The sequence below is a fragment of the Citrobacter sp. CK206 genome (assembly GCF_030333125.1).
In the GTDB taxonomy this organism is placed as follows: Bacteria; Pseudomonadota; Gammaproteobacteria; order Enterobacterales; family Enterobacteriaceae; genus Citrobacter_B; species Citrobacter_B koseri.
In genome coordinates, this window is sequence record NZ_JAOWGM010000021.1 from 1 (window position 1) to 20,401 (window position 20,401).

The window sequence follows — 20,401 nt, forward strand, 5'->3', positions numbered from 1 at the left end:
GTGGAGCGGTAGTTCAGTTGGTTAGAATACCTGCCTGTCACGCAGGGGGTCGCGGGTTCGAGTCCCGTCCGTTCCGCCACTTATTAAGAGCCCTGAGCTAACGCTCAGGGCTTTTTTCTTGCCTGCTGTTCCATTATTGCTTATTTCGCAAAAATCCTCTGCGTTCTACGATCTTTTTCCGCATAAAAATAACCAAATTGAACTGTCTCCGTATCTGCAAAACCGCAAGGTCGTGGATTGGGCAAAAAAGGCGATTGCCGCACTGGACTGCAACGATCGCCTTGTCAGCCCGGAAGGTCTGGCGCCAGAGTGGGACTGATCGGCTAACACTCTCTCTGTATCCTTAACCCTCTTTTACAGCTCCTTCGGGGGCTGTTTTTACATGATCGCTGAGAAAATCGATAAACGCCCGAATGCGGGTACTGACCGCACGATCGCTGTAATAAACGGCACTGAAAGGCATCTCTACCGGTAGGCGCTTATCGGCCATCAGCTCCACAAGCTCTCCCCGCGCGATTTCTTTATCAATCATATAGTCAGACAGGCAGGCGATCCCGTTACCACTCAGACAAAGCTGCTTGAGCGTCTCACCGCTATTTGACGACAGACCGCTGCTGATTTCATGGAGTTGTCCGTCGCTGCATGCTACAGGCCATGTATTGAGCGAAGCCGGTTCAGTGAATCCGAGACATAGATGCTGTTTTAACTCTTCAATGGTTTCGGGTTTGCCAAAGCGGGCAATATAATCCGGCGACGCGATAATCTTTCGATAACTGGTAAAGAGCGGGCGGGCGCGCAGGCTTGAATCGGTCAGTGTCCCGGCACGTATGGCGACATCGACCTTTCGTTCAATCAGATTGATGAATGTTTCTGAGGAAACCAGTGATAGCGTCATTTCTGGATAACGCTCGCGAAAAGGCTTAACCAGCGGCATCAGAAAGTGCAGTATCACCGGCGTGGCGGCGTCGATACGCAACAGACCGCGTGGAGTGCTTCGCGTTTCCATCACCTCCGTTTCAGCGGCGGCCATGTCTTGTAGTATCGACTGCACGCGACGAAAATAACGTTCGCCTTCTTCCGTCAGACTCAACTGGCGTGTTGTGCGATTAAGCAGACTCACGCCCAGTTTCATTTCCAGCTTTTTGACTGCCCGGCTGACCGCAGAATTCGCCTGTCCAAGTTGCTCCGCAGCGCGGCTAAAGCTACCGCTTTCGACTACGGCAACAAATATCACGAGTTCTTCTGAAGTGGCTTTCATTTTTGCACCTGAAGCAAAATTATATTGATATTTTGGCTATTTTTTCATTAAAACATCCTGGGCTGTTGGTTTCAATCTGCGCGTGAGGTGTGGTGGCCGGAGCGCCTGTTCTGACGGCGTTAACCTGTGATCGGTTGGATAGGCCAGTTCGCGCTGTTCCTGGTTAAATTTACGGAGGTAAGCGCTTGCTTACAAAACAATATGTAACTGCTCGTTGAAAGTGTGAGCTAAAATCCCTATAACAGAATAACCAGTCCGTGCCCGGGCTGGTTGACGTTACAGAGGTTTTAAAGTCAAACGTGCGAAAAAATACTTATGCCATGCGCTATATTGCCGGACAACCCGCCGAGCGGATTTTACCGCCTGGGTCGTTTGCGAGTATTGGCCAGGCATTACCCGCCGGAGTGCCGTTAAGCAGTGAAGACCGCATTCGGATCCTGGTGTGGAATATCTTTAAACAGCAGCGGGCCGAATGGTTATCGGTGCTGAAAAACTTTGGCAAAGATGCGCACCTGGTTTTATTACAGGAAGCGCAAACCACGCCCGAACTGGTGCAGTTTGCGACCGCTAACTATCTTGCAGCCGATCAGGTTCCTGCTTTTGTGTTACCTCAGCATCCTTCGGGTGTTATGACGCTTTCTGCTGCTCATCCCGTCTACTGTTGTCCGCTGCGCGAACGTGAGCCCATTTTACGTCTGGCGAAGTCAGCGCTGGTGACCGTTTATCCTTTGCCTGATACGCGATTATTGATGGTGGTAAACATTCACGCCGTTAACTTCAGCCTTGGGGTGGATGTGTACAGTAAGCAGTTACTTCCTATTGGCGATCAAATTGCGCATCACAGCGGCCCGGTGATTATGGCCGGTGATTTCAATGCCTGGAGCCGACCACGAATGAATGCGCTGTATCGCTTTGCGCGCGAGATGTCCCTGCGCCAGGTGCGTTTTACTGACGATCAGCGCCGACGGGCGTTTGGCCGTCCTCTTGATTTTGTGTTTTATCGAGGTTTAAACGTTAGCGAGGCTTCCGTACTGGTCACGCGCGCGTCCGATCATAACCCGCTACTCGTTGAATTCAGTCCCGGCAAACCTGAACAATAAGGTGTGTCAGGTCTGCCGTGGGGCAGGCCTGAAGTGGTGCTGCCCTTTATTTTGCAAACAACCAAAGGACAACACGATGACAACACACTCCCACCATGACAACGTCGAAAAGCAGTTTGGCTCTCAGGCAAATGCCTATTTAACCAGTACCGTTCATGCTTCTGGTCGTGACTTACAGCGACTGGCGGAACGGCTGTCCTCTTTTTCGCATGCCAGCGTACTGGATATGGGATGTGGCGCCGGGCACGCCAGTTTTATTGCTGCGCAGAACGTAAAGCAGGTGGTGGCTTACGATTTGTCTTCGCAGATGCTTGAGGTCGTCGTACAGGCGGCGAAAGGGAAAGGTTTAGAAAATATCGCGACCCGACAGGGGTATGCTGAAAATCTGCCGTTTGAGGATCACGCCTTTGATGTTGTGATTAGCCGCTATTCTGCACATCACTGGCATGATGTTGGGCAGGCACTGCGTGAAGCCAACCGGGTCCTGAAAGCGGGTGGCGTGTTGATTATGATGGATGTGATGTCGCCTGGGCATCCGGTGCGCGATATCTGGTTACAGACTGTAGAAGCGTTACGCGACACTTCTCATGTACGTAACTACTCCAGCGGTGAGTGGCTGTCTCTGGTGAATGATGCGAATCTGATTGTCGATACGTTGTTAACGGACCGCTTACCGCTGGAGTTCAGTTCATGGGTAGCGAGAATGCGTACGCCTGCGGCGCTGGTTGAGGCTATTCGTTTGTATCAGAAGAGCGCATCCGCGGAGGTAAAAGCGTATTTCGCTTTGCAGGAGGACGGTTCGTTTACCAGCGATACGATTATGGTTGAGGCGCATAAAGCGGCATAAATAAAAAAGGCACTGGGGGGAAACCAGTGCCTTTTCTGAGTCATGCTATCAGGAGTCAGGTGTGCTGCTGTTCTTCACAAACAACGTTAGCTGATCGCCTGGTTGCAGATTTGCTGTATCGCTGTTCCAGCGCATCACATCTTTGATGTTCACCCCGTGACGTTTGGCGATACTCGAAAGCGAATCACCTTTCCGCACACGATAGGTAATGCTATCGCTGTTGTTGGCCAGACGCTGTGCGCTACTGCCTGCGCCAATCGTCAGACTTTGGCCCACTTTCAGGTTAGATCCGCGCAGACTATTCCACTGCTGCAAATCTTTCGTGCTCACGCCAAGGCGTGCCGCGATGCCGGAAAGCGTATCGCCAGAGCGAACTTTGTAGCTACGGCTGTTCAGCGGCGTATTGTCTGCGACCAGCGTAGACTGTACGGCAGCAATTTCGCCTGAAGCCAGAGACTCACGCAGTTGTTCTGCATGCTTCTTTGGCACCATCACGTACTGTGGGCCGCTAACGCCTAGCGTAGAGCCTTTCACGCCAGCATTAAACGCCTTCAGCTTGGTGACGGACATGCCCGCCATATCTGCAACTTGTGCCATCTCAACCGGGCTGCTCAAACGAACGCGCGCCAGCGCACGACTTTCGTCTGTGGTTGGCAGACGCACGCCATAGCGTTTGCTGTTTTTGAGAATATCACTCAATGCCAGCATTTTTGGCACGTACAGCTTCGTTTCCTGAGGTAACGAAAGCGACCAGAAGTCGGTGGCTTTGCCACGCGCCTTATTCGCTTTGATTGCCTTCATCACGCGACCTTCGCCGCTATTATAAGCTGCAACGGTCAACAGCCAGTCGCCATCAAACATCTTATTCAGACGCTGCATCATGTCTAACGCGGCCGTTGTGGAAGCCACAACGTCACGACGCGCATCATAATTGCGGGTCTGTTTCAAACCATAATTGCGCCCTGTGCTCGGAATGATCTGCCAGATGCCTGCGGCATTGGCGCCAGACGTTGCGTGAGGGTCAAAAGCGCTCTCCACTATGGGTAGTAGTACCAGTTCCATCGGCATGTTACGTTTCTTAACCTGCCCGGCTATCCAGTACATATACGGCTCTGCCCGTAAAGTTACATCGTGGAGATAGCTCTTATTGCGTAAATACTTCTGTTTCTGTTCGCGTATCCGGTTGTTCTCCGGAATTCCCATCTTTAGCTCGTCGCCAATGAAAGCCCACAAGTCTTGATCTGGCGCGAGAGACGTCCCATCGTCCATCCATCGTGCCTGACTCGTAAACTTTCCTGCTTCCCCTTGACCAGCTGCAGAAAGGCTCTGTGCGTGCTGTTGGACGTTGCCAGTGTTCTGAGACGACTGGCACCCCACAAGCAGGACAGAGGCGAGTAATATCGCTTTTGCCTTCATGTGTGTGTCAATAGTTGCTTAAAAGACGACCGATCATAACGGCGAAGTTCGCCAATGACAAGTAGGAATTGTCAGAAGCTGTCTTTCTTTGACCTTAACCAGGCAAAACGCTCTTCAGGTTGTTGCAACTTTGTTTCTTTGTTTATTTCATTAATTAAATCAGGATCTTCCGTTCTCAAAAAAATATTATTTTTCCGCTCATTTTTCAGAATTACGGGGAGTGTAATTTGGTTTTTTGCGCGTAACTCATTAACTTTACGATAATATTCATTTATGAACGAATCGTGCGGTAGGATGCTCAATGCAAACTTCATGTTTGCTAAAGTATACTCATGTGCGCAACAAATCAGCGTATCGTCAGGAAGGGCGCTGATTTTTTTAAGTGATTGATACATCTGTGAGGCTGTACCTTCAAACAGGCGTCCACAACCTCCAGAGAAAAGGGTATCGCCGCAGAAAAGGTAAGGGTGGCTAAAGTAACAGATATGTCCTAAAGTGTGACCCGGTGTGGCAAATATACTAAATTCATGCCCTAAAACGAGGGCGCTATCGCCATCTTTGACTACGCGCGTGGTTCCCTTATCTTGTGTTTCTGCCGGTCCGTAAACCACTACGTGCGGAAAATGTTGAAGAAGTTCTTTCACGCCGCCAACATGGTCGTGGTGATGGTGAGTGAGGAAAATCGCTTCCGGCTGCCAGTTCTTCTCTTTGATGGCGTTTAGCACGGGAGCCGCTTCGCCAGGATCAACGATCAGACAACGACCTTTATTATTACTCAGAACCCAGATGTAATTGTCCTGAAATGCGGGAATACTGTTAAGATTCATAAATTACCTCTTAGTGCGTAGCGGAAGGTTGTGATGAAACCGGCAAGGATCCCTCAAACAGTCATAGCTCCCCATCGCTGGGGCGATTTGCCCTGGGGTGAATACTATCGTGAGGCGCTGGAGCATCAGCTTAACCCGTGGTTCGCCAAAATGTATGGTTTTCATTTGCTTAAAATTGGTAATTTAAGCGCAGAAATCAACTCTGAAGCGTGCGCCGTTTCTCATCAAGTCAATATTTCCCTGCAAGGCGCGCCCGTCCAGGTTCAGGCCGATCCCTTACATCTTCCCTTTGCCGATAAGTCTGTTGATGTTTGTCTGTTGGCGCATACGCTACCGTGGTGCGTCGACCCACATCGGTTACTGCGTGAAGCCGATCGGGTGTTAATTGATGATGGCTGGCTGGTTTTGAGTGGTTTTAACCCGATTAGCCTGATGGGCCTGCGTAAGCTGGTGCCCGTCTTGCGTAAATCTTCACCTTATAACAGCCGGATGTTTACGCTGATGCGCCAACTGGACTGGCTCTCGTTATTGAATTTTGAAGTGCTGCACTACAGCCGTTTTCATGTTTTACCCTGGTCAAAGCAAGGGGGAAAGCTGCTGAGCACGCATATTCCGGCGCTGGGCTGCCTGCAACTGATTGTGGCGCGTAAGCGAACCATCCCGCTTACGCTTAACCCGATGAAACAAAATAAAAGCAAAGCGCGGATTCGCCAGGCCGTGGGCGCGACCCGGCAATACCGTAAGCCAGACGCTTAAGCCTCTGCCTGATAGCCAACGTCTTCCTGCGTAGGGTTCATCGCTGCCGCACGCGCCAGCTCATCGCAACGTTCGTTTTCAGGATGGCCGGCATGGCCTTTTACCCATTCCCATTTGATTTGATGTTGGCCCAGCGCGGCATCAAGGCGCTTCCAGAGATCGACATTCTTTACCGGCTTTTTCTCTGCTGTTTTCCAGCCGCGCTTTTTCCAGTTGTGGATCCATTGCGTAATTCCCTGACGGACATACTGGCTGTCCGTGCTTAATGTGACTTCACAATGTTCTTTTAACGCTTCCAGCGCGACGATGGCCGCCATAAGCTCCATGCGATTGTTAGTTGTGAGGCTATATCCTTCGCTAAAGGTTTTTTCATGGCCGCGATAGCGTAAAATAGCGCCATAACCACCTGGACCTGGATTTCCCAGGCAAGAACCATCGGTGAAAATTTCTACCTGTTTAAGCATCTCTGGTAGACTTCCTGTAATTGAAATCGATCGTAAAACGACAAGTCTGACATAAATGACCGCTATGAGCACTGCAATTACACGACAGATCGTCCTCGATACCGAAACCACCGGTATGAACCAGATCGGCGCCCACTACGAAGGCCATAAGATCATTGAGATCGGTGCGGTCGAGGTCGTGAACCGCCGCCTTACCGGCAATAACTTCCACGTCTATCTAAAACCGGACCGACTGGTGGACCCGGAAGCGTTCGGCGTACACGGTATTGCGGATGAATTTCTGCTTGATAAACCCGTTTTTGCCGATGTGGTTGACGACTTCCTGGAGTATATCCGTGGCGCGGAACTGGTGATCCATAACGCATCGTTTGATATCGGCTTTATGGATTATGAGTTCGCCAAGCTCAGTCGTGGTATTCCGAAAACAAGCGAGTTCTGCAAAATCACCGATAGCCTGGCGCTGGCGAGGAGGATGTTCCCCGGCAAGCGTAACAGCCTTGATGCGCTTTGTTCACGCTATGAGATAGATAACAGCAAACGTACGCTGCACGGCGCATTGCTCGATGCCCAGATTCTGGCCGATGTTTATCTGGCGATGACCGGCGGGCAAACGTCGATGGCCTTCTCAATGGAAGGGGAAACGCAGCAGCAGCAGGGTGAAGCGACAATCCAGCGTATTGTCCGCCAGGCCAGCAAGTTACGCGTTGTTTTAGCGACTGATGAAGAGCTGATGGCGCATGAGTCGCGTCTCGACCTGGTGCAGAAGAAAGGCGGAAGTTGCCTCTGGCGGGCGTAATTCGGGGTTTTACGACGTAAAAATAGCCGTCCGGGTGATTTTTACAGCAAACGATTCAAAACGTGAGAAAAACCGTTGACGAGGTGCGAGGCAATCCGTAATATGCGCTTCGTTCCCAAGAGGAACACAACGCGGAGCGGTAGTTCAGTTGGTTAGAATACCTGCCTGTCACGCAGGGGGTCGCGGGTTCGAGTCCCGTCCGTTCCGCCACTATTCAGAAAGCCTGAATCAGAAATGATTCAGGCTTTCGTCGTTTTAGCCTTCAACATAAATTATCCTTCTCTGTAGAAATGCCAGAATCGTTGCAGAGAAGGATGAACAATCATCAGCGTAACGTGAACGGGTCGGCGTCCTGCCATGCCGGAAATTTCTCGCGGTATTCCCGTAACGCCGTGAGTGACAGATCTGCATCAATACGTGTCGCCTGATGTGGCTCGGCGGTGGCGATAATCTCTCCTTGCGGGTTAATCACCCGACTGTCCCCACGGTAATGGTGCCCGTTGCCGTCAGTGCCAACACGGTTGCAGCCTGCTACATAGGCCTGGTTTTCAATCGCGCGTGCGGTGAGCAGCGCCTGCCAGTGTAGCGAACGCGGAGCAGGCCAGTTTGCTACATACAGCGCCAGGTCATAATCATTAAGATTGCGGGACCATACCGGAAAACGCAGGTCATAACACACTAACGGCAGAATACGCCAGCCGCGCCATTCAACGACAACACGTTTATCGCCCGCCTGGTAATGATGATGTTCATCCGCCATGCGGAACAGATGGCGTTTATCATAGCAATGAACGTTGCCGTCAGGTTCAACCAGTAAAAAACGGTTTACCGGGCCACGTTCGGTTTGCAACGCAGCGCTGCCCGCAATCAGGGCATCAGTCTGTTGTGCTTTGGCCTGCATCCAGTCGATCGCATCTTCTTGCGGGAGTGACTGAAGTGCGGCTTCCATTGCAAAACCGGTGGTAAACATTTCAGGTAAAACAATGACGTCACGTCCGGTGATGGTTTCCAGCAGTCTGTCAAAATGACGTAAATTGGCCGGACCGTCCATCCAGACCAGCGGTTGTTGCAACAGGGTAATTTTCAAACCAGGCACGATCGGGGCTCCTCGTTGAACAGCATTTTTACACTGTAGCATGAGCATCAACGAAAATGTGGCAATAAAAAGCCCCGCAGAAGCGGGGCTTTCAGGGGAGATGAGGATTAAGCGGCTTCTACTTTACGCACTTGCTTCTCTGGCAACTTTACCGGCTGAGTCGCCAGCGCGTCGGCATCAAAATCATCAACGTTAATGCTGCGCAGACGGCTTTCTTCCGCTTTCACCAGAATGGCGGCTTCATCGTTATCAATCAGCCCTTTTGCCAGCGCGTTATGCGCCAGTTCATCCAGACGGGTAAACGGCAGATTTTTACCCAGCTCTTTGCAGATCCGCTGGTGGATAGGATCTGCCGCTATTACGTCCAGCAGCGCTTCTTCCAGCAAACCGACCGGGTTATGCTCGCTCGGCGTCAGGTATTGACCGCGACCGATACGTGAACGGGTTGCACTCGGTACTTGTAGAATCTGCGCGACCTTATGATCCAGCTTGTCGGAAGGGGCAAGGTAGTGACGACCGGTTGGGAAGATCACCACGTTCAGCAGACCCGCAACAAAACGGTTCGGGAAGTTTTGCAGCAGTTCATCCATCGCTTGCTCCGCCTGATACAACGCATCCTGTACGCCCCAGTGCACCAGCGGCAGATCGGCTTCGTTACGGCCTTCATCGTCATAGCGTTTCAGTACGGCGGAGGCCAGATACAGCTGACTTAAAATATCGCCCAGGCGTGCGGAGATACGTTCACGACGTTTCAGGCTACCGCCCAACACCGCCATTGAGACATCAGACAGCAAGGCCAGGTTGGCGCTCAGTCGGTTAAGGTGCTGGTAATAACGTTTCGTTGCGTCGCTGGTTGGGGTGTAGCTGGTCAGGCCGCGGGTCAGACCGAGCCAGAAGCTGCGTACTTTGTTGCTACCGACATGGCCGATATGTTTAAACAGCAGATTGTCGAACGCATTCACATCGTTGCTTTGTGCGGCGGCCATCTCTTCCAGAACATACGGATGGCAGCGAATCGCCCCCTGACCGAAGATCATCATGCTGCGGGTCAGGATATTCGCACCTTCAACGGTGATGGCGATAGGCGCTCCCTGGTAAGAACGCGCCAGGAAGTTGCTTTCGCCGAGCATAATGCCTTTACCACCGGTAATGTCCATTGCGTCGATGATGGACTGCTGGCCGCGATGGGTACAGTGGTACTTGACGATAGCTGACAGCACCGCCGGTTTTTCACCCAGCATAATGCCGTAGGTAATCAGCGACGCTGCGGCGTCCATTACGTAGGCGTTACCGGCAATGCGCGCCAGCGCCTCTTCAATACCTTCCATCTTGCCGATAGAGATTTTGAACTGGCGACGAATATGGGCATATGCCCCGGTTGCCAGCGCGACGGATTTAACCCCGCCGGTCGAGTTGGACGGCAGCGTGATACCACGGCCTACCGACAGGCATTCCACCAGCATACGCCAGCCCTGGCCTGCCATCTTCGGCCCGCCAATGATGTAGTCGATCGGCACAAAGATATCTTTGCCGTGCGTAGGCCCGTTCTGGAACGGTACGTTCAGCGGGAAGTGACGGCGACCAATTTCGACGCCAGGCGTTGAGGTCGGGATCAGCGCACAGGTGATACCCAATTCTTCTTCGCCACCTAGCAGTTTTTCCGGGTCAGAGAGTTTAAAGGCCAGGCCCAGCACGGTCGCGATAGGGGCCAGCGTAATGTAACGTTTGTTCCAGGTCAGGCGCATACCCAGCACCTGCTGGCCTTGCCATTCGCCCATGCAGACGACGCCGGTATCAGGAATTGCGCCCGCATCGGAGCCCGCTTCCGGGCTGGTCAGCGCGAAGCAAGGGATCTCCTGACCACGCGCCAGACGCGGCAGGTAATGGTTTTTCTGCTCTTCAGTACCGTAGTGTTGCAGCAGTTCACCTGGGCCTAATGAGTTAGGCACGCCCACGGTAATCGCCAGAATCCCGGAAACGCCGGAGAGTTTTTGCAGCACGCGAGACTGCGCATACGCCGAAAACTCCAGGCCGCCATACTCTTTCTTGATGATCATCGCGAAGAAGCGATGCTCTTTCAGGTAGTCCCACAACTCCGGCGGCAGATCGGCTAATTCGTGCGTGATCTGGAAATCATTCGCCATACGGCAGGCTTCTTCTACCGGGCCATCCAGGAACGCCTGTTCTTCAGCGGTCAGATGCGGTTGCGGATAGTTGTGCAATTTTTTCCAGTCAGGTTTGCCCTGGAAGAGATCGCCTTCCCACCATGTTGTACCGGCATCAATGGCCTCTTTCTCCGTGCGCGACATCGGCGGCATCACTTTACGGAAGCTACGAAACGCTGGCGCAGAGATCATCGACTTACGCATCGGCGTAACGTTAAACGGTACGAGGATAATGGCCAGAGGAACCAGCACCCAGATAGACCACAGGCCAGCAACGCCCAGCGCGGCTGTCCATGCGAGTAAAATCAGGCTGCTGAGGAATAAGCTCACGCGGTGATAAAACAGCGCGCCGAGCAGAACAACCGTTGCGAGAATACTCAAAATCATCATAACGAAAAGCTCCCTTGCTTGTAGGAGGTCTGACCACTTGTGATGATATGGTTGTAGTGGATGTCATTTCTTTTAGCAATGTGTTTACAAAATAATTACAACGAAGCTCACATTGTTGCCGTTTTCACCGGCACAAAAAATCAAAAGCCAGCGGCATTCCTGTGGCTTGTGCTTCTCGCTTTCTGCGCTATCCGGTACACTGCATCTGTCAATTACATTCATGCTGAAGGATATCCTCATGTACCAGGATCTTATTCGTAACGAACTGAACGAAGCGGCGGAAACGCTGGCCAATTTTTTAAAAGATGAAGCCAATATTCACGCTATTCAGCGCGCGGCGGTCCTGCTGGCAGACAGTTTTAAAGCGGGTGGCAAGGTACTTTCCTGCGGTAACGGCGGCTCTCATTGCGACGCGATGCATTTTGCCGAAGAGCTGACCGGTCGCTACCGTGAAAACCGTCCAGGCTACCCGGCGATCGCTATTTCTGACGTCAGCCATATCTCCTGTGTCAGTAATGATTTTGGTTACGACTATGTTTTCTCTCGCTACGTTGAAGCGGTTGGCCGTGAAGGGGATGTGCTGTTAGGGATCTCAACTTCGGGCAACTCTGGTAACGTGATTAAAGCGATTGCCGCAGCACGCGAGAAGGGAATGAAAGTCATCACCCTGACCGGGAAAGATGGCGGTAAAATGGCAGGGACGGCGGATATTGAAATTCGCGTGCCGCATTTCGGTTATGCTGATCGTATTCAGGAAATCCATATCAAAGTGATTCATATCCTGATCCAATTGATCGAAAAAGAGATGGTTAAGTAAGCGGATAATTCTTTACTGTGTTTTTGCCGGATGACGACGTTAAAGCGTCTTATCCGGCCTACATTTGATTTGTCCAGGCCTGATAAGCGCAGCGCCATCAGGCGGTTCAGCGTTTTAAGGTAGGTGATGTATGTGCGAACTGCTCGGGATGAGCGCCAATGTGCCAACCGATATTTGCTTTAGTTTCACCGGGCTGGTTCAGCGTGGTGGAGGAACCGGGCCGCACAAAGACGGCTGGGGCATTACGTTTTATGAAGGTAAAGGGTGTCGCACATTTAAAGATCCGCAACCCAGTTTTAATTCGCCCATCGCCAGACTGGTGCAAGACTATCCCATCAAATCCTGTTCCGTCGTCGCCCATATTCGCCAGGCGAATCGTGGGGAAGTGGCGCTGGAAAATACGCATCCGTTTACCCGTGAGCTTTGGGGACGTAACTGGACGTATGCGCATAACGGGCAGCTCAACGGCTACAAATCGCTTGAAACCGGTAATTTTCGCCCGGTTGGTGAGACGGACAGCGAAAAAGCGTTCTGCTGGCTGCTGCATAAGCTGACGCAGCGTTATCCGCGCACGCCGGGCAATATGATGGCGGTATTTAAATATATTGCGACGCTGGCAGAAGAACTCCGTAAGAAAGGCGTCTTCAACATGCTGCTGTCAGACGGGCGCTATGTTATGGCCTATTGCTCGACCAATTTATTCTGGATCACCCGCCGCGCGCCGTTTGGCGTTGCCACGCTGTTGGACCAGGATGTGGAAATCGACTTCAGTTCACAAACCACACCGAATGATGTGGTTACCGTGATTGCAACGCAGCCGCTGACGGGAAATGAAACCTGGCAAAAGATTATGCCAGGCGAATGGCGATTATTTTGTCTCGGGGAGCGTATAGTTTGACGCCAGCTGTGGCTGAACCACTTCATGGCTCAACGGTTTGCTGACCACGTAACGGCCATCAACAACGGAAACTGTTGGTGGCTTACGGGTTTGCTCAAAGTAGTCGTAGCCCGGTTTTAGCTGCGTCCAGAAATCTTTGTAATACGAATACTTATGGCGCTGCATATTTGCATCGGTCATGCGGAAGGGATAGATGCTCACCTGTACGCTGGATTGCCCGAATACCAGGGCGCCGGTTACAAACTGGAAAATCTCATCAATGCCGCTGTCGGTCATGGCATAGCAACCGACGGAGACGCAGGCGCCGTGGATCATCAGATACTTACCTTCATAACCGTGTGCGCGGTCATAGGCGTTCGGAAAACCGATATTAATGGCCTTATAGAAACGGCTATCCGGTTTGAGCTGATTACGCTGGACGCTGTAAAAACCTTCCGGGCTTTTAAAGTCACCCTGGCGTTGTTTGGGGCCTAAGCCACCGGAATAGTTGCAAATTTTGTAGCTGTCGAGCAATTGATATTGCTCACCCATCTTGACGTACAGATCGAGAGTACGCTCTTCTTTAAAGATCTGAATATAGACAGGCGACCCCATCAACTGCTGCTTATATTCTTTGCTGACTGGCGTGGTTGGGCTGCTACTGCTTAGCAAACCGGCAAATGAGACGCACGGGATCAGAAGCATCGCAAGAAAAAATGCGATTTTACGCATACTGCTTATTCCTTGATAAAACGGTTACACACGCCAGAACGGCAAACAGAGTCCCCAAATCAGACTAATCCGTATTTGGTGCGCTCACATTATCACCACGGCAGTTTTTCGCAAGCCCCAGGCGATGCGTTTACAATTTAGTTTCTCTTTATACTGAAATTTAGCCGTCAAGGCAGTCAGAACCCGGCGCATTCTGCCGCGGCTTAATTTCCACTCGCTTCTCACAATACAAAATATACTGTATACTTAAACAGTATTGCAGAGGTGAGCCATGCGCAAAATCATACATGTTGATATGGACTGTTTTTACGCGGCGGTTGAAATGCGCGATAACCCGGCCCTGCGTGATATTCCCATTGCTATCGGCGGCAGCCGCGAGCGCAGGGGCGTTATCAGTACGGCAAATTATCCCGCCCGCAAATTTGGCGTGCGCAGCGCGATGCCGACCGGTATGGCGCTTAAGCTTTGCCCGCACCTCACGCTATTGCCGGGGCGGTTTGAGGCATATAAAGAAGCGTCGCAGCATATCCGTGAAATCTTCTCTCGTTATACCTCGCGTATAGAGCCGCTTTCGCTGGATGAAGCCTATCTGGACGTCACCGACAGCACTTATTGCCACGGCTCCGCCACGCTTATCGCTCAGGAAATCCGTCAGACGATTTTTAACGAACTCCAGCTCACCGCATCAGCAGGTATTGCTCCGGTTAAGTTTCTGGCAAAAATTGCTTCTGATCTTAATAAACCGAATGGGCAATATGTGATTACCCCCGCCGATGTTCCTGAGTTTCTCAAAACCTTACCGCTGGGGAAAATTCCGGGGGTGGGTAAAGTGTCTGCGGCCAGGCTGGAAACGATGGGGCTGCGTACCTGTGAAGACGTGCAAAAGTACGATCTGGCGATGTTACTCAAGCGCTTTGGTAAGTTTGGCCGCGTGTTATGGGAGCGTAGCCAGGGGATTGATGAGCGGGATGTAAACAATGAAAGACTGCGTAAATCGATAGGCGTTGAACGTACGCTGGCGGAGGATATTCACGAATGGGCGGAATGCGAGGCGATCATTGAGCGGTTATATCCAGAGCTGGAAAGGCGGCTGGCAAAAGTGAAGCCTGACCTGCTCATCGCCCGCCAGGGGGTTAAATTAAAATTTAACGATTTCCAGCTGACCACTCAGGAGCACGTCTGGCCGCGTTTAAGCAAGGACGATTTAATCACGACGGCGCGTAAAACCTGGAATGAGCGGCGGGGAGGGCGGGGCGTGCGGCTGGTAGGGTTACACGTTACGCTACTGGACCCACAACTGGAAAGACAGCTTCTGCTGGGGCTGTGACTTTGATGTATTGCCGGATGGCGGCGTAAACGCCTTATCCGGCCTACAAATCAGCGTGTAGGCCGGGTTAGTTGTAGGCCGGATAAGCGCAGCGCCATCCGGCAATGTTTCGTAGCGACTTACTTCGCCGGAATAGACTTCAGCAGTTCAGTCAGAAGCCGCCAGTAGTGACCGACGCTTTCGATATGAACCTGCTCATCTGGAGAGTGCGGGCCGGTAATGGTTGGCCCGATAGAGACCATGTCCATATCCGGGTACGGTTTTTTGAACAGACCGCATTCCAGACCCGCGTGAATAATCTGGATGTTCGGCGTCTTATTGAACAGACGCTGGTAAGTTTCACGCACCAGGTGCATTACCGGCGAGTTCGCATCTGGCTGCCAGCCCGGATAGCCGCCTTTTGCTTCGGTTTTCGCGCCAGCCAGTTTACCCAGCGAATCCAGCATGCTCACCACGTAGTCTTTACCGCTGTCGATCAGCGAGCGGATCAGGCAGTGGATTTCCACGTTGTTGTCGGTCATGGTCACAACGCCCACGTTCAGGGACGTCTCAACCACGCCTTTCGCTACGTCGGAATTGCGAATCACGCCGTTTGGCGTGGCGTTCAGCAGACGGATAAAGCCGTCGCGGGACGAAGCAGTCAGCGCCGCTTTGTCGTTAGCGGCAGCTTCCAGCAGAACCACCAGATTCTTCTCTTTCTCTGCCAGCTCGTTTTTCAGGATCTCCTGATAAGCGTTCACCCGCGTTTTCAGCGCATCGACGTTATCTGCCGCTACGGCAACGGTGGCGAAGGCTTCACGCGGGATAGCGTTACGCAGCGTACCGCCGTTGAAATCAACCAGACGCAGACCCAGTTCTTCAGCATGATCCGCCAGGAAGCGCACCAGCAGCTTGTTGGCATTGCCGAGACCGACGTGGATTTCGCCGCCGGAGTGGCCGCCTTTCAGGCCTTTCAGCGTCAGTTTAAAGCTCTGGAAACCCGCCGGAATGGCTTCACGGGACAGCGGCAGGTTAGAGGTAAAATCGATACCGCCTGCACAGCCCATGTAGATCTCACCTTCTTCTTCGGAGTCGGTATTGATCAGAATATCGGCCTGTAGCCAGCCAGGTTGAAGGCCGAATGCGCCGTCCATACCGGCTTCTTCCGTCATGGTCAGCAGCACTTCCAGCGGGCCGTGCACGACGTTGTCGTCAGCCAGAACGGCCAGCGCGGAAGCCATACCAATGCCGTTATCCGCGCCCAGCGTGGTGCCGCGGGCTTTTACCCACTCGCCGTCAATATAAGGCTGGATCGGATCTTTGGTGAAGTCGTGTACGGTGTCGTTGTTTTTCTGCGGAACCATATCCAGGTGCGCCTGCAAAACCACTGGTTTGCGGTTTTCCATACCTGCGGTGGCAGGTTTACGAATCAGGATATTACCGACCCGATCGCGCTCAGCGTGGAAACCTTTCTCTTTGGCCCAGCCCATAATGTGTTCAGCGAGCTGCTCTTCATGGTAGGACGGATGAGGAATAGAACAGATTTTTGCAAAAATATCCCACAGCGGTTGTGGAGATAATTGAGACAGTTCAGACACGATAAGTCTCCTTGACGATGTCCTGCAAAACTTTCTTGCAGGCCACAGGGTTAGCAGATTGATTGTCACCACAAGTCGGGCTTGCGAGATGCGATTGAGAATACCACTTTCCTGGTCTTCGGGTAGTATAAAGCACGTAAAAAGAGGGCTGGATTCCGCGAAACACTGGTTTTTAGCGCGTCAGGTCTCTATAATCTCGCGCAACCTGGTTCACCCTCAATTTTTAAGCCGTAGATAAACAGGCTGGGACACTTCACATGAGCGAAAAATACGTCGTCACCTGGGACATGTTGCAGATTCACGCACGCAAACTGGCAAGCCGCCTGATGCCTTCTGAACAATGGAAAGGCATTATTGCCGTCAGCCGTGGTGGTCTGGTACCGGGCGCATTGCTGGCGCGTGAGTTGGGTATTCGCCATGTCGATACCGTTTGCATCTCCAGCTACGACCACGACAACCAGCGCGAACTGAAAGTGCTGAAACGTGCGGAAGGCGATGGTGAAGGTTTCATCGTGATCGACGATCTGGTCGATACCGGCGGTACTGCTGTTGCTATCCGCGAAATGTACCCTAAAGCTCATTTCGTCACTATCTTCGCTAAACCGGCTGGCCGCCCGCTGGTGGATGATTATGTGATTGATATCCCGCAGGACACCTGGATTGAACAGCCGTGGGATATGGGCGTGGTATTCGTCCCGCCAATCTCTGGTCGCTAATCACTGAAATTTTCAACGCCTGGCAATGCCGGGCGTTGTTTTTTTTAGCCGCACACACGTTACAATAGGCCTCAGTAAGTACCCTTGGAGGCTGCACGAATGTCACAGGCTAACCTCAGCGAAACCCTGTTTAAACCCCGTTTCAAACATCCTGAAACGTCGACGCTTGTCCGGCGCTTCAATCACGGAACGCAGCCGTCCGTGCAGTCCACTCTGGATGGTAAAAACGTGCCGCACTGGTATCGCATGATCAACCGTCTGATGTGGATCTGGCGCGGTATCGATCCGCGAGAAATCCTTGATGTGCAGGCGCGTATCGTAATGAGCGAAGCCGAGCGAACCGACAAAGAGCTGTACGACACGGTGATTGGCTACCGTGGCGGTAACTGGATCTTTGAATGGTCGAAACAGGCGATGGAATGGCAGCAGAAAGCCTGCCAGGAAACAGACTCACAGCGCAGCGGGCGTCACTGGCTGCACGCTTCCTCGCTCTACAACATTGCGGCTTACCCGCATCTTAAAGGGGATGAGCTGGCGGAGCAGGCGCAGGCGCTGGCGAACCGCGCGTATGAAGAGGCCGCGCAACGCTTGCCGGGCTCGCTGCGTGAAATGGCGTTTTCGATCCCCGGCGGCGCGCCTGTCACTGCGTTTTTGCATATGCCGAAAGGGGATGGCCCGTTCCCGACCGTACTGATGTGCGGCGGCCTGGACTCCATGCAAACGGACTATTACACCCTGTTCGAACGTTACTTCGCGCCGCGCGGTATGGCGATGCTGACGCTGGATATGCCGTCGGTTGGATTCTCGTCAAAATGGAAACTCACCCAGGACTCCAGTCTGCTGCATCAGCATGTGTTGAAAGCGCTGCCTGGGGTGCCGTGGGTTGATCATACCCGGGTGGCGGCGTTTGGTTTTCGTTTTGGCGCTAACGTTGCGGTACGTCTGGCCTACCTGGAAGCGCCGCGACTGAAAGCGGTAGCCTGTCTGGGGCCGGTGGTCCATGCGTTGTTAAGCGATTCACAACGTCAGGGGACGGTGCCGGAAATGTATCTTGACGTGCTGGCAAGCCGTCTGGGGATGCATGATGCGTCAGATGAAGCGCTGCGCGTTGAGCTAAATCGTTATTCACTGAAGGTGCAGGGGTTGCTCGGCAGACGCTGCCCAACGCCGATGTTATCTGGCTTCTGGAAAAACGATCCGTTTAGCCCGGAAGAGGAGTCCCGGCTCATCACCTCGTCATCTTCCGACGGTAAGCTGATGGAGATTCCGTTTAATCCGGTGTATCGCAATTTTGACACTGCGCTGAAAGAAATTACCGGTTGGATCAATCACAGATTGTGTTAATGGATTGCTAAATTTTATTGTTTTGGTAAAACAGTTGCTTCACCAAAGGAGATCGCAATGACGTTACCGAGTGGACACCCGAAAAGTAGATTGATCAAGAAATTCACTGCGCTTGGCCCGTATATACGCGAAGGGCAGTGCGAAGATAATCGTTTTTTTTTCGATTGCCTGGCTGTTTGCGTCAACGTGAAGCCAGCGCCTGAGAAACGTGAATTCTGGGGCTGGTGGATGGAACTGGAAGCGCAGGAAAAACGCTTTACCTACAGCTACCAGTTTGGCCTGTTTGACAAAGAAGGTAACTGGACCGCCGTGCCGATTAAAGAGACCGAAGTGGTTGAACGCCTGGAGTACACCCTGCGCGAGTTTCATGAAAAATTGCGTGCACTGCTGACTTCGCTGAATCTGGCGCTGGAACCCGCCGATAACTTCAAAGAACCGGTGAAGTTAACGGCGTAACATAGAATAATGCCGGATGACGCTACGCTTATCCGGCCTGCAACAGTGCAAAAGAGTAGGCCGGATAAGACGCCTGAGCGTCGTCATCCGGCAAATTAAGACAATCAGAACTGGTACGTCATACCAATCGCGACGATATCATCGCTGCTTACGCCCAGCTTGTTATCATCGTCAATCTGGTTGATTTTATAATCAACGAACGCAGACATATTTTTATTGAAATAATATGTTGCGCCCACATCGATATATTTCACGATATCTTCATCACCGATACCTTCAATATCTTTGCCTTTAGACTGAACATAGCCCAGGGAAGGACGCAGACCGAAATCAAACTGATACTGGGCAACCGCTTCGAAGTTTTGCGCTTTATTGGCGAAACCACCGGAAATAGGCGCCATGTTGCGGGTTTCAGAATAGATAGTCGCCAGGTAAATGTTATTGGCGTCATATTTCAGACCCGTCGCCCAACCTTCCGCGTTTTTACCTTGTCCGCGAGATTGCAGGTTCTGCTCATTGGTGCGGTCTGAATTGGCGTATGCGCCGATGATGGCGAAGTCGCTGCCGCCGAAGTCATAGCTCAGAGATGTGCCGAAACCGTCGCCATTCTGCTTTTTGACGTCGCGGTTTTCGTTTTTACCCTGATATTGCAGGGTTAAGTTCAGACCATCGATAACGCCGAAGAAATCGGTGTTACGGTAAGTTGCCAGGCCACTGGCGCGTTTGGTCATAAAGTTGTCGGTCTGTGCAAGGCCGTCGCCGCCGAATTCAGGGAACATATCCGTCCACGCGGCAACGTCGTACAGGGCGCCCAGGTTACGACCATAATCTAACGAACCGAAATCGTTCAGCTTCAGACCCGCAAAAGCCAGACGGGTTTTCTGACCGCCTTCGCTTTCTGTTTTGTTACCGGCGAACTCAGCTTCCCAGCGACCGTAACCGGTCAGCTGATCGTTAATCTGCGTTTCGCCTTTAAAGCCAAAGCGGATATAAGTCTGGTCGCCATCTTTGCTGTCATCATCACTGATGTAGTGCATCGCTTTTACTTTGCCATACACGTCCAGTTTATTACTGTTTTTGTTATACACTTCTGCTGCCTGCACGGATGCCGATGCAACAATACCCATCACCACTAATGCCAGAGTGCTCTTTTTCATTTTCATTCCTGATTTAAAATTACGCGCTAATATTCGCTGGGAGTGATCCCCGTGAAAAACAGGATGGTTTTTAACGCTCTGCAATGAAGGTTTTATGACAAATTAAGAATATTTTTAAAAAAGGATGATTTATTATTGCGGTAATAAAATTGTCAGAAACTGCCGCTACGCTTGCTGATCCTGCGCAACAAAATTTCATGCTTTGTGCTCTGGTTGTTGGCAACCGGGGCCAGTCCTGCTAAAACGTTCGTTTGATATCATTTTCCCCTATTTTGAATGGCAG

General features: G+C 51.9%; 19 protein-coding genes, 2 tRNA genes and 2 pseudogenes. 13 read left to right on the top strand and 10 right to left on the bottom strand.

What is annotated here, in order from left to right:
* The first annotated feature begins 2 nt into the window (after nt 1–2).
* Nucleotides 3–79: transfer RNA gene (locus tag OGX81_RS03040), tRNA-Asp, on the top strand.
* 162 nt (nt 80–241) lie between these two features.
* A pseudogene (locus OGX81_RS03045) lies at nt 242–319 on the top strand (hypothetical protein); the annotation flags it as partial.
* 24 nt (nt 320–343) lie between these two features.
* On the opposite strand, the gene yafC reads toward OGX81_RS03045, so the two are convergent.
* Entirely contained in the window at nt 344–1,258 is a 915-nt protein-coding gene (gene yafC / locus OGX81_RS03050) for a DNA-binding transcriptional regulator YafC (RefSeq protein WP_012133790.1), read from the bottom strand.
* A 299-nt stretch (nt 1,259–1,557) separates the two neighbouring features.
* Here yafC and OGX81_RS03055 point away from each other — a divergent pair, with 299 nt between their 5' ends.
* Nucleotides 1,558–2,358 carry an endonuclease/exonuclease/phosphatase family protein gene (locus OGX81_RS03055; RefSeq protein WP_024130650.1) on the top strand — a complete coding sequence of 267 codons (801 nt, stop codon included), beginning with the start codon at nt 1,558–1,560 and terminating at the stop codon, nt 2,356–2,358.
* 76 nt (nt 2,359–2,434) lie between these two features.
* The gene (locus OGX81_RS03060; protein ID WP_104869057.1) at nt 2,435–3,205 is read left to right on the top strand and encodes a class I SAM-dependent methyltransferase; all 771 of its coding nucleotides are present in this window, start codon (nt 2,435–2,437) and stop codon (nt 3,203–3,205) included.
* A 48-nt stretch (nt 3,206–3,253) separates the two neighbouring features.
* Here OGX81_RS03060 and mltD read toward each other — a convergent pair whose 3' ends face one another.
* Nucleotides 3,254–4,621 carry a murein transglycosylase D gene (gene mltD / locus OGX81_RS03065; RefSeq protein WP_047458772.1) on the bottom strand — a complete coding sequence of 456 codons (1,368 nt, stop codon included), beginning with the start codon at nt 4,619–4,621 and terminating at the stop codon, nt 3,254–3,256.
* Between the two features lie 71 nt (nt 4,622–4,692).
* Nucleotides 4,693–5,448, bottom strand: coding sequence for a hydroxyacylglutathione hydrolase (gene gloB / locus OGX81_RS03070; RefSeq protein ID WP_104869056.1), 756 nt, complete (start codon nt 5,446–5,448; stop codon nt 4,693–4,695).
* Nucleotides 5,449–5,481: 33 nt separating this feature from the next.
* Between gloB and OGX81_RS03075 the strand changes: the two genes are divergently transcribed.
* The gene (locus OGX81_RS03075) at nt 5,482–6,204 is read left to right on the top strand and encodes a class I SAM-dependent methyltransferase (protein WP_012133785.1); all 723 of its coding nucleotides are present in this window, start codon (nt 5,482–5,484) and stop codon (nt 6,202–6,204) included.
* Here OGX81_RS03075 and rnhA read toward each other — a convergent pair.
* Entirely contained in the window at nt 6,201–6,668 is a 468-nt protein-coding gene (gene rnhA / locus OGX81_RS03080; protein ID WP_012133784.1) for a ribonuclease HI, read from the bottom strand. The genes OGX81_RS03075 and rnhA overlap by 4 nt on opposite strands.
* A gap of 64 nt (nt 6,669–6,732) precedes the next feature.
* Between rnhA and dnaQ the strand changes: the two genes are divergently transcribed.
* Both dnaQ and OGX81_RS03090 read left to right on the top strand, forming a co-directional pair.
* A complete protein-coding gene (gene dnaQ, locus OGX81_RS03085; protein WP_024130648.1) occupies nt 6,733–7,464 on the top strand; it encodes a DNA polymerase III subunit epsilon in 732 nt (243 codons plus the stop codon).
* Nucleotides 7,465–7,597: 133 nt separating this feature from the next.
* Nucleotides 7,598–7,674 (top strand) — tRNA-Asp (locus tag OGX81_RS03090).
* A 115-nt stretch (nt 7,675–7,789) separates the two neighbouring features.
* Here the strand turns inward: OGX81_RS03090 and OGX81_RS03095 are convergent.
* Nucleotides 7,790–8,560, bottom strand: a complete 771-nt coding sequence (locus tag OGX81_RS03095; RefSeq protein ID WP_047458766.1) for an amidohydrolase — start codon at nt 8,558–8,560, stop codon at nt 7,790–7,792.
* A 107-nt stretch (nt 8,561–8,667) separates the two neighbouring features.
* Nucleotides 8,668–11,115 carry an acyl-CoA dehydrogenase FadE gene (gene fadE, locus OGX81_RS03100; RefSeq protein ID WP_047458764.1) on the bottom strand — a complete coding sequence of 816 codons (2,448 nt, stop codon included), beginning with the start codon at nt 11,113–11,115 and terminating at the stop codon, nt 8,668–8,670.
* Nucleotides 11,116–11,353: 238 nt separating this feature from the next.
* Between fadE and lpcA the strand changes: the two genes are divergently transcribed.
* Together lpcA and OGX81_RS03110 are read left to right on the top strand one after the other, a co-directional pair.
* Nucleotides 11,354–11,932, top strand: coding sequence for a D-sedoheptulose 7-phosphate isomerase (lpcA, locus tag OGX81_RS03105; RefSeq protein WP_024130646.1), 579 nt, complete (start codon nt 11,354–11,356; stop codon nt 11,930–11,932).
* Between the two features lie 130 nt (nt 11,933–12,062).
* A complete protein-coding gene (locus tag OGX81_RS03110; RefSeq protein WP_012133779.1) occupies nt 12,063–12,830 on the top strand; it encodes a class II glutamine amidotransferase in 768 nt (255 codons plus the stop codon).
* Here the strand turns inward: OGX81_RS03110 and dpaA are convergent.
* The gene (dpaA, locus tag OGX81_RS03115) at nt 12,801–13,541 is read right to left on the bottom strand and encodes a peptidoglycan meso-diaminopimelic acid protein amidase (protein WP_012133778.1); all 741 of its coding nucleotides are present in this window, start codon (nt 13,539–13,541) and stop codon (nt 12,801–12,803) included. The two genes, OGX81_RS03110 and dpaA, sit on opposite strands and share 30 nt — an antisense overlap.
* A gap of 271 nt (nt 13,542–13,812) precedes the next feature.
* On the opposite strand from dpaA, the gene dinB reads away from it, so the two are divergent.
* The gene (gene dinB, locus OGX81_RS03120) at nt 13,813–14,868 is read left to right on the top strand and encodes a DNA polymerase IV (RefSeq protein WP_012133777.1); all 1,056 of its coding nucleotides are present in this window, start codon (nt 13,813–13,815) and stop codon (nt 14,866–14,868) included.
* Here the strand turns inward: dinB and OGX81_RS22085 are convergent.
* Nucleotides 14,824–14,979, bottom strand: a pseudogene (locus OGX81_RS22085) (hypothetical protein); the annotation flags it as partial. The gene dinB and the pseudogene OGX81_RS22085 sit on opposite strands and share 45 nt — an antisense overlap.
* 8 nt (nt 14,980–14,987) lie before the next feature.
* Nucleotides 14,988–16,445: a cytosol nonspecific dipeptidase gene (pepD, locus tag OGX81_RS03125; protein WP_104869055.1), complete on the bottom strand. Its 1,458-nt coding sequence runs from the start codon at nt 16,443–16,445 to the stop codon at nt 14,988–14,990.
* Between the two features lie 257 nt (nt 16,446–16,702).
* On the opposite strand from pepD, the gene gpt reads away from it, so the two are divergent.
* From gpt to crl, 3 genes are all read left to right on the top strand, one after another.
* Complete coding sequence (gene gpt, locus OGX81_RS03130; RefSeq protein WP_006685917.1) at nt 16,703–17,161, top strand: xanthine phosphoribosyltransferase; 459 nt, start codon at nt 16,703–16,705, stop codon at nt 17,159–17,161.
* A 99-nt stretch (nt 17,162–17,260) separates the two neighbouring features.
* Nucleotides 17,261–18,505, top strand: a complete 1,245-nt coding sequence (gene frsA / locus OGX81_RS03135) for an esterase FrsA (protein WP_104869054.1) — start codon at nt 17,261–17,263, stop codon at nt 18,503–18,505.
* Between the two features lie 57 nt (nt 18,506–18,562).
* Entirely contained in the window at nt 18,563–18,961 is a 399-nt protein-coding gene (gene crl / locus OGX81_RS03140) for a sigma factor-binding protein Crl (RefSeq protein WP_047458752.1), read from the top strand.
* A gap of 104 nt (nt 18,962–19,065) precedes the next feature.
* Here the strand turns inward: crl and phoE are convergent, their stop codons facing one another.
* Nucleotides 19,066–20,118 (bottom strand): phosphoporin PhoE, encoded by a 1,053-nt coding sequence (phoE, locus tag OGX81_RS03145; protein ID WP_024130644.1) that lies wholly within the window; start codon nt 20,116–20,118, stop codon nt 19,066–19,068.
* Nucleotides 20,119–20,401 lie beyond the last annotated feature (283 nt).

Bases quoted from the DNA above. Each gene is read 5' to 3' on its own strand.
- gpt (WP_006685917.1), top strand. From the start codon at position 16,703: ATGAGCGAAAAATACGTCGTCACCTGGGACATGTTGCAGATTCACGCA.
- dpaA (WP_012133778.1), bottom strand. From the start codon at position 13,541: ATGCGTAAAATCGCATTTTTTCTTGCGATGCTTCTGATCCCGTGCGTC.
- OGX81_RS03060 (WP_104869057.1), top strand. From the start codon at position 2,435: ATGACAACACACTCCCACCATGACAACGTCGAAAAGCAGTTTGGCTCT.
- frsA (WP_104869054.1), top strand. From the start codon at position 17,261: ATGTCACAGGCTAACCTCAGCGAAACCCTGTTTAAACCCCGTTTCAAA.
- OGX81_RS03075 (WP_012133785.1), top strand. From the start codon at position 5,482: ATGAAACCGGCAAGGATCCCTCAAACAGTCATAGCTCCCCATCGCTGG.
- gloB (WP_104869056.1), bottom strand. From the start codon at position 5,448: ATGAATCTTAACAGTATTCCCGCATTTCAGGACAATTACATCTGGGTT.
- yafC (WP_012133790.1), bottom strand. From the start codon at position 1,258: ATGAAAGCCACTTCAGAAGAACTCGTGATATTTGTTGCCGTAGTCGAA.
- crl (WP_047458752.1), top strand. From the start codon at position 18,563: ATGACGTTACCGAGTGGACACCCGAAAAGTAGATTGATCAAGAAATTC.
- lpcA (WP_024130646.1), top strand. From the start codon at position 11,354: ATGTACCAGGATCTTATTCGTAACGAACTGAACGAAGCGGCGGAAACG.
- rnhA (WP_012133784.1), bottom strand. From the start codon at position 6,668: ATGCTTAAACAGGTAGAAATTTTCACCGATGGTTCTTGCCTGGGAAAT.
- phoE (WP_024130644.1), bottom strand. From the start codon at position 20,118: ATGAAAAAGAGCACTCTGGCATTAGTGGTGATGGGTATTGTTGCATCG.
- dnaQ (WP_024130648.1), top strand. From the start codon at position 6,733: ATGAGCACTGCAATTACACGACAGATCGTCCTCGATACCGAAACCACC.
- fadE (WP_047458764.1), bottom strand. From the start codon at position 11,115: ATGATGATTTTGAGTATTCTCGCAACGGTTGTTCTGCTCGGCGCGCTG.
- dinB (WP_012133777.1), top strand. From the start codon at position 13,813: ATGCGCAAAATCATACATGTTGATATGGACTGTTTTTACGCGGCGGTT.
- mltD (WP_047458772.1), bottom strand. From the start codon at position 4,621: ATGAAGGCAAAAGCGATATTACTCGCCTCTGTCCTGCTTGTGGGGTGC.
- OGX81_RS03110 (WP_012133779.1), top strand. From the start codon at position 12,063: ATGTGCGAACTGCTCGGGATGAGCGCCAATGTGCCAACCGATATTTGC.